This is a genomic window from Paludisphaera soli (genome assembly GCF_011064595.1).
Lineage (GTDB): Bacteria > Planctomycetota > Planctomycetia > Isosphaerales > Isosphaeraceae > Paludisphaera > Paludisphaera soli.
The window spans coordinates 134,372-149,153 of record NZ_JAALJI010000010.1; the positions used below are offsets into that span (position 1 = coordinate 134,372).

General features: G+C 69.6%; 11 protein-coding genes. 6 read left to right on the forward strand and 5 right to left on the reverse strand.

Annotated elements, in window-relative coordinates; translation table 11 throughout:
* From G6O68_RS14935 to G6O68_RS14945, 3 genes are all read right to left on the reverse strand, one after another.
* Positions 1 to 3,087 (reverse strand): efflux RND transporter permease subunit, encoded by a 3,087-nt coding sequence (locus G6O68_RS14935; RefSeq protein ID WP_165249125.1) that lies wholly within the window; start codon positions 3,085 to 3,087, stop codon positions 1 to 3.
* Positions 3,088 to 3,162: 75 nt separating this feature from the next.
* Positions 3,163 to 4,722: an efflux RND transporter periplasmic adaptor subunit gene (locus G6O68_RS14940; protein WP_165249127.1), complete on the reverse strand. Its 1,560-nt coding sequence runs from the start codon at positions 4,720 to 4,722 to the stop codon at positions 3,163 to 3,165.
* A 250-nt stretch (positions 4,723 to 4,972) separates the two neighbouring features.
* Positions 4,973 to 5,500 carry a hypothetical protein gene (locus G6O68_RS14945; RefSeq protein WP_165249129.1) on the reverse strand — a complete coding sequence of 176 codons (528 nt, stop codon included), beginning with the start codon at positions 5,498 to 5,500 and terminating at the stop codon, positions 4,973 to 4,975.
* A gap of 140 nt (positions 5,501 to 5,640) precedes the next feature.
* On the opposite strand from G6O68_RS14945, the gene G6O68_RS14950 reads away from it, so the two are divergent.
* The 4 genes from G6O68_RS14950 (at position 5,641) to G6O68_RS14965 (ending at position 9,701) form a co-directional block, all read left to right on the forward strand.
* Positions 5,641 to 6,339: an HAD-IB family phosphatase gene (locus tag G6O68_RS14950; RefSeq protein WP_165249131.1), complete on the forward strand. Its 699-nt coding sequence runs from the start codon at positions 5,641 to 5,643 to the stop codon at positions 6,337 to 6,339.
* Positions 6,336 to 7,388 (forward strand): iron-containing alcohol dehydrogenase family protein, encoded by a 1,053-nt coding sequence (locus tag G6O68_RS14955; protein ID WP_165249133.1) that lies wholly within the window; start codon positions 6,336 to 6,338, stop codon positions 7,386 to 7,388. The genes G6O68_RS14950 and G6O68_RS14955 overlap by 4 nt, the downstream gene beginning before the upstream one ends.
* A 128-nt stretch (positions 7,389 to 7,516) precedes the next feature.
* Positions 7,517 to 8,647: an alpha/beta hydrolase gene (locus tag G6O68_RS14960; protein WP_165249135.1), complete on the forward strand. Its 1,131-nt coding sequence runs from the start codon at positions 7,517 to 7,519 to the stop codon at positions 8,645 to 8,647.
* 190 nt (positions 8,648 to 8,837) lie between these two features.
* Positions 8,838 to 9,701: a sensor histidine kinase gene (locus G6O68_RS14965; RefSeq protein WP_165249137.1), complete on the forward strand. Its 864-nt coding sequence runs from the start codon at positions 8,838 to 8,840 to the stop codon at positions 9,699 to 9,701.
* Positions 9,702 to 9,715: 14 nt separating this feature from the next.
* Here the strand turns inward: G6O68_RS14965 and G6O68_RS14970 are convergent, their stop codons facing one another.
* Positions 9,716 to 11,716, reverse strand: coding sequence for an ATP-dependent DNA helicase (locus tag G6O68_RS14970; protein WP_206108099.1), 2,001 nt, complete (start codon positions 11,714 to 11,716; stop codon positions 9,716 to 9,718).
* 31 nt (positions 11,717 to 11,747) lie between these two features.
* The gene (gene thiS / locus G6O68_RS14975; RefSeq protein ID WP_390625379.1) at positions 11,748 to 12,794 is read right to left on the reverse strand and encodes a sulfur carrier protein ThiS; all 1,047 of its coding nucleotides are present in this window, start codon (positions 12,792 to 12,794) and stop codon (positions 11,748 to 11,750) included.
* Between the two features lie 500 nt (positions 12,795 to 13,294).
* On the opposite strand from thiS, the gene G6O68_RS14980 reads away from it, so the two are divergent.
* Together G6O68_RS14980 and G6O68_RS14985 are read left to right on the forward strand one after the other, a co-directional pair.
* Positions 13,295 to 13,771 carry a hypothetical protein gene (locus tag G6O68_RS14980; RefSeq protein WP_165249139.1) on the forward strand — a complete coding sequence of 159 codons (477 nt, stop codon included), beginning with the start codon at positions 13,295 to 13,297 and terminating at the stop codon, positions 13,769 to 13,771.
* A 567-nt stretch (positions 13,772 to 14,338) separates the two neighbouring features.
* On the forward strand, positions 14,339 to 14,728 hold the full coding sequence (locus tag G6O68_RS14985) for a response regulator transcription factor (RefSeq protein WP_240911235.1): 390 nt from the start codon (positions 14,339 to 14,341) through the stop codon (positions 14,726 to 14,728).
* Positions 14,729 to 14,782 lie beyond the last annotated feature (54 nt).

Sequence of the window (14,782 nt, forward strand, 5' to 3'; positions counted from 1 at the left end):
TTACGCCCCGAAGTGGCTGTGCTCCTTCGGCGCGAACCAGGGGTAGATCGAGGGGAGCACGAGGGAAGTCAGCAGGGTGGCGGTGAAGAGGCCGCCGATGACGACGGTGGCGAGCGGGCGCTGGATCTCGGCGCCGGGGGTCGTGGCGAGGGCCATGGGGATGAAGCCGAGGCCGGCGACCAGCGCGGTCATGAGGATCGGCCGGAGGCGGACGATCGACGCCTCCCGCGCGGCCTCGTGGGCTTCGTGGCCCTCGGCTCGCAGGTGCTCCACGGCGCTGACCCAGACCAGGCCGTTGAGCACGGCCACGCCGAAGAGGGCGATGAAGCCGACGGCCGCCGAGATCGAGAACGGCAGGCCCCGGGCCGCCAGGGCGAAGACGCCGCCGGTCGCCGCCGTGGGCACGGCGGTGAAGATCAGGAGCGACAGCCGCACCGACTTGAACGAGCTGTAGAGCAGAAGAAACAGCAGCACCAACGCGACCGACGCGACGATCAGGAGCCGCTTCTCGGCCGATTCCAAATGCTCGAACTGGCCGCCCCATCGCAGGATGTATCCGGCGGGCAGCTCCACCTGTTCCGCGATCGCCCGCTGGGCGTCGTGCACGAAGCCGGCCAGGTCCCGCCCCCGGACGTTCACGCCGACGTACACCCGTCGCTCGATGTTCTCGCGCTCGACCTCGCTGGGGCCTTCTTCCATCGCGATGTCGGCCAGGTCCTTGAGCGGGATCGGCCGGCCCATCGCGTCGATCACCCGGATCGAGCCGATCTTCTCGGCGTCGTCCCGCCACGAGAGCGGCAGGCGGATCTGCAACGGGCGGCGGATCTGGCCTTCGAACACCGTCCCGACCGTCGTTCCGCCGAGCGCCGCGACCACGTCGAGCACGTCCGACGCCTTGACCCCGTAGCGGGCGAGCTGGTCGCGGCGGACCTCGATCTTCAGGAGCGGGAGCCGCCCCGCCGAGGGGACCTTCACGTCGTGCGCGCCGGGGATCTTCGCCAGCACCCTTTCGACCTCGGCCGCCTTGCGGCGCAGGACGTCGAGGTCGGGGCCGTAGATCAACGCGGCCACGTCGCTCTTGACGCCCGCCACCAGCTCGTTGACCCGCATCTCGATGGGCTGGCTGAACCCGAACTTCACGCCCGGGACGTTTTGCGAGAGGGCCTCGTCCATGTCCTCGATGAGCTGGTCGCGAGTCATCCCCTCGCGCCACTCCTCGCGGGGCTTGAGCATCGTCCAGACGTCGGTCTGGTGGACCCCCATAACGTCGTTGGCGATCTCGGGCCGCCCGGTCTTGCAGAAGACGGTCCGCACCTCGGGGAAGCCCAGGAGGATCTCCTCGATCTGGGTGGAGACGGTCACGGCCCGCTCAAGGGGGGCGGAGGGGATCTGGACGGCCTCGATCAGGAGGTCCCCCTCGTTGAGCTTGGGCATGAACTCGGCGCCGAGGTTGTAGGCCACCGGGAGGCTGGTCGCGACGAGCGTCAGGGCCGTCCCCATCGCGAGCAGGGGCCGGGCGAGGAAGGCGTCGAGGATCGGCGTGTAGAGCTTCTTGAGCCCGCGGATCAGCCAGATCTCCTTCTCCTGCGGCCTGGAACTGAGGCCCATGGAGGCCATGACCGGCATGAAGGTCAGCGACAGGACCAGGGACCCAGCGAGCGCGAAGATTACCGTCAGGGCCATCGGCCGGAAGAGCTTCCCCTCCTGGCCCTGGAGGGCGAGGATCGGTAGATACACGATGGTGATGATCAGCTCGCCGTACATCGTCGGCTTGCGGACCTCCACGGCGGCGTCGAGGACGATCTCCTCCTTGGGGCGCGTCCCCCCCTCGTGGGCGAGCCTCCGCACGCAGTTCTCGATCATGATGACGGAGCTGTCGACGATGAGGCCGAAGTCGATCGCCCCCAGGCTCATCAGGCTGGCCGAGACGCCGGTGAGGTACATCACGTCGGCGGCGAAGAGCATCGACAGGGGTATGGCCATCGCCACGATCAATCCGCCCCGCAGGTTCCCCAGCATGGCCAGCAGCACGAGGATGACCAGCACGCCCCCTTCGGTCAGGTTGTGCAGCACCGTGTCGAGCGTGTCGCGGATCAGGTGGGTGCGATCGTACAGGGCTTCGATCGTGACCCCCTTGGGGAGCGTCTTCTGCAGTTCGGCGATCTCGGCCTTCACGTCCTCCACCACGCGTCGGCCGTTCTGGCCGATGAGCATCATCACCAGGCCGACGACGACCTCACCCTGGCCGTCGCGGGTCGCCAGGCCGGATCGGATCATCGCCGCGGGGTGGACCGACGCGACGCTGCCGATGGTCACCGGGACGCCGTCGCGCTCGTCGACCACGATGGCCGCGATGTCCTCGGCCGACCGCGCCTGGCTGACACCCCGGATATAGCGGGCCTCCCCCTCGTGGACGAGGTAGCCGCCGCCGACGTTGGCGTTATTGTCGCGGAGCGCCTGGAAGAGGTCGGTGATCGAGAGACGGTACGCGCCCAGCCGGTCGGGGTCGACCTCCACCTGATACGTCTTCAGCTCGCCGCCATGGGCGTTGATCTCGGTGACGCCGGGGACCTTGCGGAGCTGATAGGCGACGAACCAGTCGAGGATCGAGCGCAGCTCCATCGCCGTGACCGACGAGCCGGCCTCGGCCTTCACCTGGAACTGGAAGACCTCGCCCAGCGCCGTGGCGATCGGGCCCAGGCCGGGCTTGCCGTAGTTCTGCGGGATCGCCTCGGCCGCGCGGGGGAGCCGTTCGCTGACGAGCTGGCGGGCGCGGAGGATGTCGGTCCCCTCGTGGAACACGATCGTCACCACCGAGATGCCGAACTTGGAGACCGAGCGGATCTGCTCCACGTCGGGCAGGCCGCTCATGGCCGACTCGACGGGGAACGACAGCAGCGACTCCACCTCCAGCGGCGAGAGCGCCGGGGCCTCGGTGATGACCTGGACCTGGACGTTGGTCAGGTCGGGAACCGCGTCGATCGGCAGGTGGAGCGCCGCGAAGACGCCCATCGCCGCGACCAGGGCCGTGCCGGTGAGCACGAAGAATCGGTTGTTGAGCGACCACTCGATGATGGCGTTGAGCATGATCTTCCCAGGAGACGGCGGGGGGCGGGCGCGGAGGGGCCAACGGGCGGGTCGGGCCGAGGTCGGCGAGGGGGGTCAGTCCTCGTCGGCCTCGTTCTGGAGGATCAGCTCGCTCTTGAGGACGAAGGCGCCCTTGGCGACGACGACGTCGCCTTCGGCCAGCCCCGACTTCACCGCGACCCGGTCGCCGACCTGGCGGCCGACCTCGACGTGTCGCAGCGTGAAGCTCGGGGCGTCGGCCGGTCCGTCTTGGGGACGGAAGACGGCGGTCCGGCCCTCGATCTCGACGAGCGAAGCGGCGGGGACGGTCAACGCCGGCTCGCTCGTCGGCCCGTCGAAGAGGATCCGCGTGAACATCCCCGGCCTCAGGAATCCGCCGGCGTTGCCCGTCTTCGCCAGCAGCGGCACCGTGCGGGTCGTCGGGTCGAGCAGCGCGCCCACGGAGAGTACGCGGGCCTCGAAGTCGCGATCGGGGAAGGCGGCGGTCGTGAGACGGACCAGCCCCCCCTCGATGGAGGGGATCTTGGCGAGGTCGGATTCGGGGATGTTGGCGGTGACCCAGACGTCGGACATGTCGGCCACGACGAAGAGCATGTCGATGGGGTCGGCGCGCTGGCTGGGGACGGCCGTCTTGGTGATGATCGTGCCGTCGAACGGGGCCTCGATGCGGTAGGCGGTGACGTCCTCGTCCTTGGCGGCGACCTGCGCCTGTTCGGCGTGGTCCAGCAGGCTCTGGATGTCCTCGTCGACTCCCAGGATCCGCAGCCGCTGGCCGGCGTCGACGACGGCCGACTCGGCGAGCTGCCGCGCCTGGTCGGCCAGGCGTCGCTGCTGCTCGGCGTCGAACCGGGCCTGCTCGATCATGGAGAAGAGCTTGGCCTGGAGCCCCTGCCGGGTGTGCTTGGCGACGATCGCCGGGTGTTCGCCGATCACGTCCTGGCCGCGGAGCTTGAGCGTCTTCTCCTCCTCATGGCTGGCGATGTCGAACTCGGAGTAGGTCTGCAGCAAAATGGCGCGGAACGAGCCGAGGGGTTGGTCCGCGAATTCCTTCTCCAACACCTCCGGGTCCACTCCCTTGATGATCTCGGGAATCAGCCGGGCGACCGTGGCGGCGATCTTGTCCTTCCACTCGAACTCGATGCGCGCGGTCAGCAGCTCTCGCTGGCGGGCGCGGAGGTTGAGCCGCGCGGTGCCGACGTCGGGGCTGTCGAGCGTGACGAGGGGGTCCCCCTTCCTCACCTTCTGGCCGAGCACGGCGTGGACCTCGCGGACGATCCCCGCGGCGCGCGAGCGGACCTCGACGCGGCGGTCGGCGTCGACCTCGATCCGGCCGGCGACGCCGAGTTCACTGGGCAGTTCCTCGGCGCGGACCTTGTCCGTGGTCAGCCCGGCCGCCTTCAGCTTGGACTCGGAGACGCTGACCGTCGCCGGTCCGCCGTGCGAGGGGGGCGGGACGTCGACGGCCGTCGCGACGGCCGGGCTCGCGGCCGCGCCGATCCGGGTGAGGTGGCCGGGGAAGTCCAGCGTCAGGTGCAACGCCAGGACGACCAGCAAGACTCCGGCCGTGATCCACGGCGCCACGGCCCTCCAGGAACGGAGGGCCGACGTCGGGTGCTGAGAAAGGGCGAAAGACATCGAGAACGACTCCGCTGACGAACCGCCGAAAGGGCCTCATCCACATCCCGTCGTTGACGGGCGCGCGAGCACGAGGCGGCTCGACGCGCCGGATGGCGTGCGGTCGGGCGGCCGGGCTCGCGGATGGGACGTCGATCCCGAAGCGTGCCAGGCGCGAGCCCGTCGTGCCGCGAGTCGGCCGGACGGCGAAGCTCAGCCATCGAAGACTTCGGAAAGATACGCGCGAACGCACCCGGCGCGCCCGAGAGGCTCAGCAGTTCCAGCGCGCGAGGCGCGAAAGCCCCACGGAAGGGGCGAGGCAACGGGACTCCGTCCCCCGCAGTATGGACGGCGAAATCGCCGGAGGAGGATGGTCGAACCAGGCCGCATGGCCGGTGACGAGGTCGATCGCGAGACTGGAGAGCAGTCGCCCGACGTCGCGGCCGCGGTCCTCGCGTGCGATCAGGGTCGCGGCGGCGGGCTCGGGCTGGGGGGCGTCCCCCTCGTGGGCGTGCAGGCTGGGCGTGGTTCGGGCGTCGCCGTCGAGCAGCGAGGGGTCGAGGGATTTGGGCAGGAGCCAGTGCCAGTGCAGCACGGCCACCCCTTGACCGTCGCAGTCGCCCGCCTGGGGGTGCCAACGCAGCAGATGATCGTGCTGCGGGCAGATCTCGCCGGCCCCGTGATGGTGCCGAATGATGTGGAAGTCGGCCTGGGGGAGCGGAATCTGGAGCAGTCCGGGGATCAAGAACATGATCCCAAGGACCCGGGCGACCAGGATTGTCGACCGATTCCGGCTCATGAGGTTGGGACTTCCCGTTCGGAAGGGTCCGACTCGTCGGCGGGTACGCTGCCTAGGTATTATGAACCCTTCCGCTTACCCGGTCAAGTCGACGAGCCGAGGCTCGACGGCGCGTCGTTTCTCGCCGAGTCCGAACGCCCATGGACCAAGACCCCCGCCCCGCCCCGCCCCGCCGCTCGCTCCTCGTCACCGACTTCGACGGCACCCTGACCCGCCACGACTTCTACCAGTTGGCCATCCAGGAATTGCTCCCGACGGATTTGCCGGACTACTGGGGAGACTATCGAGCCGGACGGCTAACCCACTTCGAGGCGCTCCGGGACTACTTCTCCCACATCCGCGCGGACGAGGCGACGGTCCTGGACGTGGTCCACCGGATGCAGTTGGAGCCCCGGCTGGCCGAATGCCTGAAGGAGCTGGACGGGGCGGGCTGGGACGTGGTCGTCACCTCGGCCGGCTGCTCCTGGTACATCGAGATCCTGCTGGCCGAGGCCGGCGTGGACCTCCCGGTCTACTCCAACCCCGGCCGGTACGAGGAAGGCCGGGGGCTGATTATGGAGCCCCCCCCGCCCGGGCCGTTCTTCAGCCGCGAATTGGGGGTCGACAAGGCGGGCGTCGTCCGCAAGGGGCTGGAGGAAGGCCGGCGGGTCGCGTTCGCCGGCGACGGCTTCCCGGACCAGGAGGCCGCGAGGCTCGTCCCCGAATCCCTCCGTTTCGCGCGGGGCGACCTGGCCCGCGCATTGACGGAAGGAGGGCTGGGTTTCATCCCCTTCGATCGCTGGTCGGAAGTCGCCCGGGCGCTCGCCGCGCCGGGACGCGGGACGGAGGCGGTCCTTTGAGCATCAAGACGCAGATCGCCATCCCCTCGCTGGTCCGGGTCAAGTCGGGCGCGCTCGATCGCCTCGGCCTTTATCTGGAGCGGAACGCCCACCGCCACGCGATGGTCCTGGTGAGCCGGGGCATGGTCCCCGCCTACGTCGACCGGGTCCGGGAATCGTTCGAGTCGCACGGCGTCGCCTGCGACGACTGGATCGAGGTCGACGACGCCTCGTTCGAGCGCGCGACCGAGCTGTTCGCCGGAGTCCGCAAGGAGATCAAGGCCGTCGTGGGGCTGGGGGGCGGCAAGGCGCTCGACGTGGCCAAGTACGTCGCGTTCCTGGCCCGGCTCCCGTATTACGCGACGCCGACCTCGCTGTCGAACGACGGCTTCTGCAGCCCGCAGTCGAGCCTGACCGTCCGGGGCCGTCGTAAGTCGCTTGCCGCGGCGCTGCCTTATGCCGTGGTGGTCGACCTGGACGTCTGCAAGGACGCCCCGAAGGCCCTCTGGCTCTCCGGCGTCGGCGACCTGGCCTCGAAGATCACCGCCATCCGCGACTGGAAGCTGGCTTTCCACGCGGTCGGCGAGCCGGTCGACGACTTCGCCGCGCTGCTGTCCGACGCCACGGTGTACCAGTTCCTGGGCCGTCCTTCGATCGACGTCGACGGGGCCCGGCTGCTGAGCACCTCGCTGATGCTCAACGGCGTGGCGATGGAGATCTGCGGATCGTCGCGGCCGGCCAGCGGCGGCGAGCACCTGATCTCCCACGCCCTCGACGCCCTCGTCGAGCGTCCCCGACTGCATGGCCTCCAGGTCGGCGTCGCCACCTACCTGACGAGCCTCCTCCAGAAGAACGAGAGCGAGCGGATCGACCGCCTGTTCGACGAGACCGGCTTCTGGGCCCTCGTCCGCTCGGATCCCTTCTCCCGAGACGAGTGGTCGAAGGCCATCCGCATGGCCCCGTCGATCAAGGAGGATTTCTATACCGTCCTTTCTCAAGAAGGGGCCGTCGAACGGGCGATCTCTCTCCTGGACGAGGACGAGAAGCTGAAGCCCTGCTTCGTCGCCTGATCCGCGCAGGGATCGCACGCCCACTGAGATTGACAGCACGCGGAAGATAGGCAAACTATCCCGTCGCTCGACCGGGATGGATCGGCCTTTGCCGGACGGGAAGTCCGGCGGAAAAGCCAGGGATGGCCATGAACCAGACGCTGCGAATCGTCGCCGCGAGCGCGCTCGCGCTCGCCCTGACCGCCCGCGCCGGCGTCGTCGCCGGAGAATCCCCCTCGCGCGCCGCCAGGGCGAAGGCCGAGGAGCCGCCGGCTCCGCACGCCCGCGTGGCCCGCTACGAGATCGGCTCCGGGCCCCGCTCCTACTTCCTTTACGAGCCGGACGGCCCCAGGCCCGAGCGCGCCCCGGTGGTCGTCTTCCTCCACGGCTGGTTCTCGGTCAACCCGGCCATCTACGGCGCGTGGATCGACCACCTCGTCCGCAATGGGACCACGGTCGTCTTCCCTCGCTATCAGAACGACCTGGGGACGCTGCCGCGTGACTTCCTCCCCAACGCCCTGCACGCCGTCCGCGACGCCATGGCCGTCCTGGAAGGGGGCCGGGACCACGTCCGGCCCGAGCCAGGCAAGTTCGCGATGATCGGCCACTCGGCCGGGGGCAACCTCGCGGCGCAGCTGACAGCTCTCTCGGCCGACCGGAACAGCGGCCTCCCCGAGGTGAAGGCCACCCTCGTCTTCTTCCCCGGCGAGGTCGTCCCCAGCCGCGAGCCCCTCCTCAGCCTGATCCCCGAGAAGACCCTGCTCGTGGTGGCCGTCGGCGAGGAAGACGTCCTCGTCGGCGACCTCCGGGGCCGCCAGATCTTCACTCAGGCCACGGCCGTCCCGCGCTCGCGGAAGAGGTTCCTGCTCTACCGGTCCGACCGCCACGGCTTCCCCCCTCTGATCGCCGAGCACACCGCCCCCTCCGGAGCGAATCCGAAGCTCGACAACGGCGAGGGCATCCTGCGCAATCTCCAGCTGAGCATGGGCGACGTCAACGCGCTCGACCGCGCGGGGTTCTGGCGGATCGCCGACGAGACCCTCGAAGCGGCCTACGCCGGGCGCACCCTGGACGAGGCCGCCGCCGACCCCGACGCCTTCACGCACCTGGGCTACTGGAGCGACGGCCGCAAGGTCACCCCCCCCGTCATGGCCGACAGCCTCGACGCCGTCCCCCGCGTCATCCTCTCCAACGGCATCCGCCTGATCCCCTGGGAATGGCCCATGAAGCCCGCCGAATCCCCCCGCGTCGAGGCTCAGGAGACGGCCCAGCTCAAGTGACCCGGCCGCCGCCGATCGCCGGGTCGTCGACGACCCGGAAAACGCCCCGCCGCCCCCCATCCTCCCCGGTCCCACCCCCCTCCCGGCCGATCGCCGCCGGGCCGTCGACAAACTGATTTCGACGCCGGCCCGAGCCGATACGAAAGGTGGTCGCCAACCCAGCACAGGAGGTCGCGGGGCTATGTCGCGCATGACGAAATCCGACACCGAACGACGCGTCCAGCCCGATCCGCCCGCGGTCCACGACCGGAACGAGGGCGAGCCCGATCATTCGCCCTCGACGCTGGATCAGGTGGAGGCCCTCCGCCGGCAGGTGACGGCCCTCCAGCGGATCAGCAGCCTGGGGATCCTGGCCGGCGGCGTCTTCCACGAGCTGAACAACGCCCTGACCCCGATCCTCAACTACGCCAAGCTCGGACTCCGCAACTCCGACCCCGACTACCGCGAGCGGGCGCTGAAGCGGATCCTTGAAGGCGCCCAGCGGGCCACGACGATCACCGGCAGCATGCTCGGCCTCTCGCGGCCCGGCCGCGATCCGAGCCATCGCGAGGCCGTCGACCTCGGCCGCCTGATCGACGACGTGCTGCGGCTGGTCGGAAAGGACCTGAGCCGCAACCGGGTCCGGCTGGACCTCCAGATCGCCAGCCATCCCTTCGCCAAGGTCAACGCGACCCAGATCCAGCAGGTGCTCATCAACCTGCTGATCAACGCCCGCCAGGCCATGCCCGACGGCGGCGTCGTCCGGCTCCGGCTGGCCGTCGACCCCTCGGGCCGGATGGTCGAGCTGAGCGTGGCCGATCAGGGCGAGGGGATCGCCGCCGAGAACCTCCGGCGCATCTTCGAGCCCTTCTTCTCCACCAAGTCCGGCCCCGACGCCGCCGGGCTGGGGGGGACGGGCCTCGGCCTGGCCGTCTGCCGCGACATCGTGGAGGCCCACCACGGCCGCATCCGCGTCGAGAGCCGTCGCGGCCGGGGCTCCACGTTCACCCTGCTCCTCCCCGCCTGCGCGTCCCCCGCCGACGCTCCCTCCGCGAACCACGCGGGAGCCGCCTGAGGCGATCGAATCGTTCAGGCCGATCGGCCCGGGCTCGGACCCGGTAGCCGGTCGAACGTCTGCGTGTCCACGATCCTCGGGCACTCGGGGAGCGAGCTGAGGAACGTCTTCCCATAGGGCTTGGTCAGCACGCGGGGGTCGAGGATCGCCACGATCCCCCGGTCGGTGCGGGTCCGGATCAACCGGCCGAAGCCCTGCTTCAACTTGATGACGGCCTCGGGGATCTGGTACTCCACGAACGGGTTCCCGCCCCGCTTGCGGATCTCCTCCAGACGAGCCTCCAGGAGCGGGTGGCTCGGCACCGAGAACGGCAGGCGGACGATGATGACGTTCGAGAGGCTCTCGCCCGGCACGTCGACCCCCTGCCAGAAGCTGTCGGCGCCGAAGATCACGCTGTTCAGGTCGCTCTTGAACGCCTCCACCATCTTCGACCGCGGCAGGCCGTCCCCCTGCGCGAAGACGGCGATGTTTCGCTCGGCCAGCCAGGGCGTCAGCGCCCTCGCCGCGGCCTCCAGCATCTTGTACGACGTGAACAGGACGAAAGCCTTCCCCTGGCTCCGCTCCAGGTAGAAGGCGATCGCGGCGATCACGTCGCGTTCGAAGTCGAGCGGTTGGGTCGACGGGTCCGGCAGGTTCCGCGCGACGTGGATCTCCGCCTGCTTCGGGTAGTCGAACGGGCTCCCCAGCGCGAGCGTCTCCGCCCGGGTCAGGCCGAGCCGGGCCTTCAGGAAGTCGAACTTCGGCGGCGAGCCCACGCAGAGCGTCGCCGAGGTCAGGACGCAGGTCGGCGTCTGCTCGAACAGCAGCTTCCTGAGGGTCGGGCCGACGTCCAGCGGGGCCGAGGCCAGCCGCACGCGCCGCCGGGGCCCGGACTCGGATTCCACCCAGTAGACCTGCTGCTCGATCCCCTGCCTCACCCAGCCCTGGACCTGGTCCGCCAGGGCCTCGCAACGCTCGCCGGCGGAGGACAGCTCGATGTGGTGCTCGGCCGACTCGATCGACTCCGCCCCCCGGTCGATCGCCGTCGAGAGCTTGCGAAGCTCCTCCGCGAGCGCCAGCGACACCTCCATCGGACGCCGGACCCGCGCCGTGGGCGTGGATTGCCGGGCGTGCCACTGGCCGACGGCCTCGAAGAAGTCCTCGGCCGCCGTCCGCGCGCGGCGGACCTGGGCGACGGCGTCGGACAGGCCGTAGAACGCCAGCGAGCCCTTCTTGGTGCGTTCGTTGTAGAGCCGCGAGAGCGTGTAGTCGACGCCGACGTTCGACAGCTGGATGCCCAGGTGCTCGCCCGCGACGGCCTCCAGCGTGTGGGCCTCGTCGAAAATCGCCACGTCGTACTCGGGGAGCAGGCCGTAGCCCGAGGCCCGCATCGCCAGGTCGCTGACGAACAACGCGTGGTTGACGATCAGGATGTTGGCCGTCCAGACCCGTCGGCGGGCCTGGAAGTAGAAGCACTCCTTGTGTCGCGGGCACTCGCGGCCCAGGCAGTTGCCGTTCTCGCTCTGCACGGCGTCCCAGACCGAGGGCAGCGGCTTGAAGTCCAGGTCCGACCGGGTGCCGTCCTGGGTCTTGCCCGCCCAGAATCGCATCTCGGCGAGTTGGTCGAACTCCTCGGGCTTGTGGAAGGTCGAGCCGGCCCGCGAGGCCGCCACGTCCATCCGCCGCAGGCTGACGTAGTTCCCCCGCCCCTTCACCAGAACGGCGGTGAACTCCTGGGGCATGATCGACCGCAGGAACGGCACGTCCTTGCGCAGGAGCTGCTCCTGCAGGGCGATCGTGTGCGTCGAGACGACGACCTTCTTCTTCAGCTCGACCGCCGCCAGGATCGCCGGCACGAGGTAGGCGAAGCTCTTGCCGACCCCCGTGCCGGCCTCGACCATGAGGTGGCCGCCCTTCTCGATGGAGCGGGCCACGGCGTCGGCCATGCGGAGCTGCTCGTCGCGGACCTCGTAGCTGGGGAGCCGGCGGGCCACCGCGCCGTCGGGGCCGAGGATCGCGGCGGGGTCCAGTGCCATGCTTCGAGTCGTCCATGGTAGGGGGAGAGGCTCAGTTCCGCCCGATCAATCCCTGGGTCGGGCTCGAGGCGCTGGCGTAGAGCTTCCTGGGGATCCGTCCCGCCCCGGCGGCGAGCCGACCGGCCTCGATCGCCAGCCGCATGGCGTGGGCCATCCGCAGCGGGTCGGCCGCGCCGGCGATGCCGGTGTTCAACAGGACCCCGTCGCAGCCCAGCTCCATTGCGAAGGCCACGTCGCTGGCGGTCCCCACCCCGGCGTCGATGATGACGGGGTAGCTCGGGTCGTCGGCCTTCAGGTCTTCCAGGATGATCCGGATGTTGTTGGGGTTGAGCACCCCCTGCCCGCTGCCGATCGGGCTCCCCGCCGGCATCACCGAGGCCGCGCCCGCCTCCTTGAGGCGACGGGCCATGATCGGGTCGTCGCTGGTGTAGCAGAGGACCTGGAAGCCCTCCGCGACGAGCACCTTCGTGGCCTCGAGCGTGGCGACCGGGTCGGGGAGCAGCGTGCGGGGATCGGCGAGCACCTCGAGCTTCACCCAGTCGGCCCCGGGGTTGCCCAGCCCCTGGAGCAGCTCGCGGCCCAGGCGGGCGGTGCGGAGCGACTCCTCGGCGTTGAAGCAGCCGGCCGTGTTGGGGAGGATCGTGAACCGCTTCGGGTCCAGGAAATCCAGCAAGCTGCGGCCCTCGCGGTCGACCAGCCGCTCGCGGCGGACGGCGACCGTCACCACGTCGGCCCCGCTGGCCTCCAGGCAGTCGCGCATCAGCTCCAGCGTCGCATACTTGCCCGTGCCGACGAACAGCCGGCTGCGCACGGTGTGCGAGCCGATCGTCAGCGAGGGGGCCGCGACGCCGTCGACCTCGGCCGAGGGTTCGGGGCCGCCGCCGCCGACCAGGGTGACGATCTCGATGGCGTCGCCCGGCGCGATCTCGGTGTCGGCGTGGCGTGAACGGACGACGAGGTCGCGATTGCGCTCGACCGCCACGTGTTCGGGCTTCAGTTCCAGCAGGCCGAGGAGTCGGGCGACCGTCAAGGCGTCCGGCACGTCGCGCTTCTGACCGTTGAGCGTGATCTCCACGATCGATCCCACCGCCTTGCGACCCGCCTCCCGCCGACGAAAGCCCGAGGAATTCGGCCCCCGAGCCCCGCGCGCCGGCGGTTCGCCCCCTGAGTTGGAGAGCCTTGAAAGTCGTCCGACCCGCCGGACGCCCCGGCCTTCGGAATCGAATGGTCTCATCGTATCGGCCCGGTCGCTTGAGGGTCAAGCGTCCCGGACCCTGCGGACCCGGCTCCGACCCCGGTTGCGTGGCGACGGCGACCGCCGCGGGGAAGCCCCGACCGGGGCGTTATCCCGGATACGGAACGATCCTTAGGGAGTGTGGCTATAACCTGCCTGACATAGCTTGCATTGCGACCTCACGAATGAAGCTTATTTTCGCCTCATCGGCCCGGACGCAGCCGTCGCGAGGGCCTTGTTTCCGGCCCCGCGCACGCCCATCATTGATCTGCTGCGAAGGGTCCGACGGCCGCGCGACCTCCGCGCGGGCCCGCGGATCGGCCGCGACGACGGAGGGCGTCACGATGAGCGATGCGCTGCAGGATCTCGCGAAGGCGGCGGGCGTTGACCTCGACTCGATCGAGAAGACGTTCGGCGGCCTGCTGGCCTTTCTCAAGACGAAGCTGGACCCCGAGACCTTCGCGACCGTGGAAACCGAGGTCCCAGACGCCGGCCGGGTCTCGGACGCCTACGCGGACGAGCCGGGAGGCATCCTCAGCAAGGTCACCGAGCTCGCCGGCTCGCTGCTCGGCTCGGGCGGCGGCTCGGCTACCGACCTCCTGGGGAGACTCGTAAAGCTGGGCGTCCCGGCGGGTGCCGTCACGGCGATCCTGCCCCACATCCTCAAGTTGTTCAGCACCTATCTGACCCCGGACATCCTCCGCAAGATCGCCGAGGCGCTCCCGGCCATCCCGGGCGTCGACGTCGCCTCGCTCCTGGGCACCCCGCCGGGTGCCGTCGCCGACTCGTCCCCGGAGACCGATCCGTCGGCCGGCGGCTGACCGAACCATCCCTAAGGCAAAACGCGCCCGCCCGAGTTCCCCGCCGCGCGGATCGGTGCATCCTCTTCCATTAGGGGATGGTCCGCGAGTCTGGGGACGTTCGAACTCCGCACCACGCCCGGCCTTCCGAAGAAGGTTGTCATCTCAGAGTGATCGGAGGAAGCGTCGTCAAAGCATTTCGCGCCGAACGAACCCAATCTCCAAGCCCGAAAAATCCGTGCAAACCGTTTCCAGGCTGGATTTTGTGTCAAATGGCTTCGTTCTCAGGCGTCCGCGAACGAAGCCAATCGCCTTCGGCCTCAGCACGAATGCAGCCGGGAGGCAAAAACCGCTTCACGACGCGAACATCACGGTTTCCCACCCGGATGGAGAACCAATCGAAGCCAATTGCGGGACCCTTGCACGGGTCGATGGACGGGTGGGGAGATGTCCGACGGCAAGGTCGGCGGGAGGGATCGGCGCGGGAACGGCCAGCGTCCGGCATGGCGGATCGGGCGGCTAAGAGGGTATGCTGAAGGCGTCGTCGGCGAGGCCTGACGACGGCCCGATCACGATTCCTGGAGATCGGTGGGGTACGCCGTGGGCGCGATCATCGTACTGGCCGAGGACGAGCCCGATCTGCGGGCCCTCTACGCCGAATACCTGCGACGCTGCGGCTACATTGTGTGGGAGGCCGCCGACGGCGCGGAGGCCACCGCGCTGATCCGCGAGCATCGCCCCGACCTCCTGCTGCTGGACCATTGGATGCCGGTCCTCAACGGCCTGGAAGTCCTCGAGCAGCTCCGCGACTCCCGCGAGGCCATCGGCCTGAAGGTCGTCATGCTGACCCATCAGCGCGACGCCGAGACCCGGCTGGAGGGCTTCGCCCTGGGGGTGGCCGCCTACTGGACCAAGGACCTCTCGCTGGCCGAGCTGGGCACGAAGGTCCAGATCCTCCTGGACTCAGCCTCCACCTAGCCGGCCTCGACGCCCCGCCCGGACGCCTCGGCTCGGCCCGGTCCCGGAGTCGGG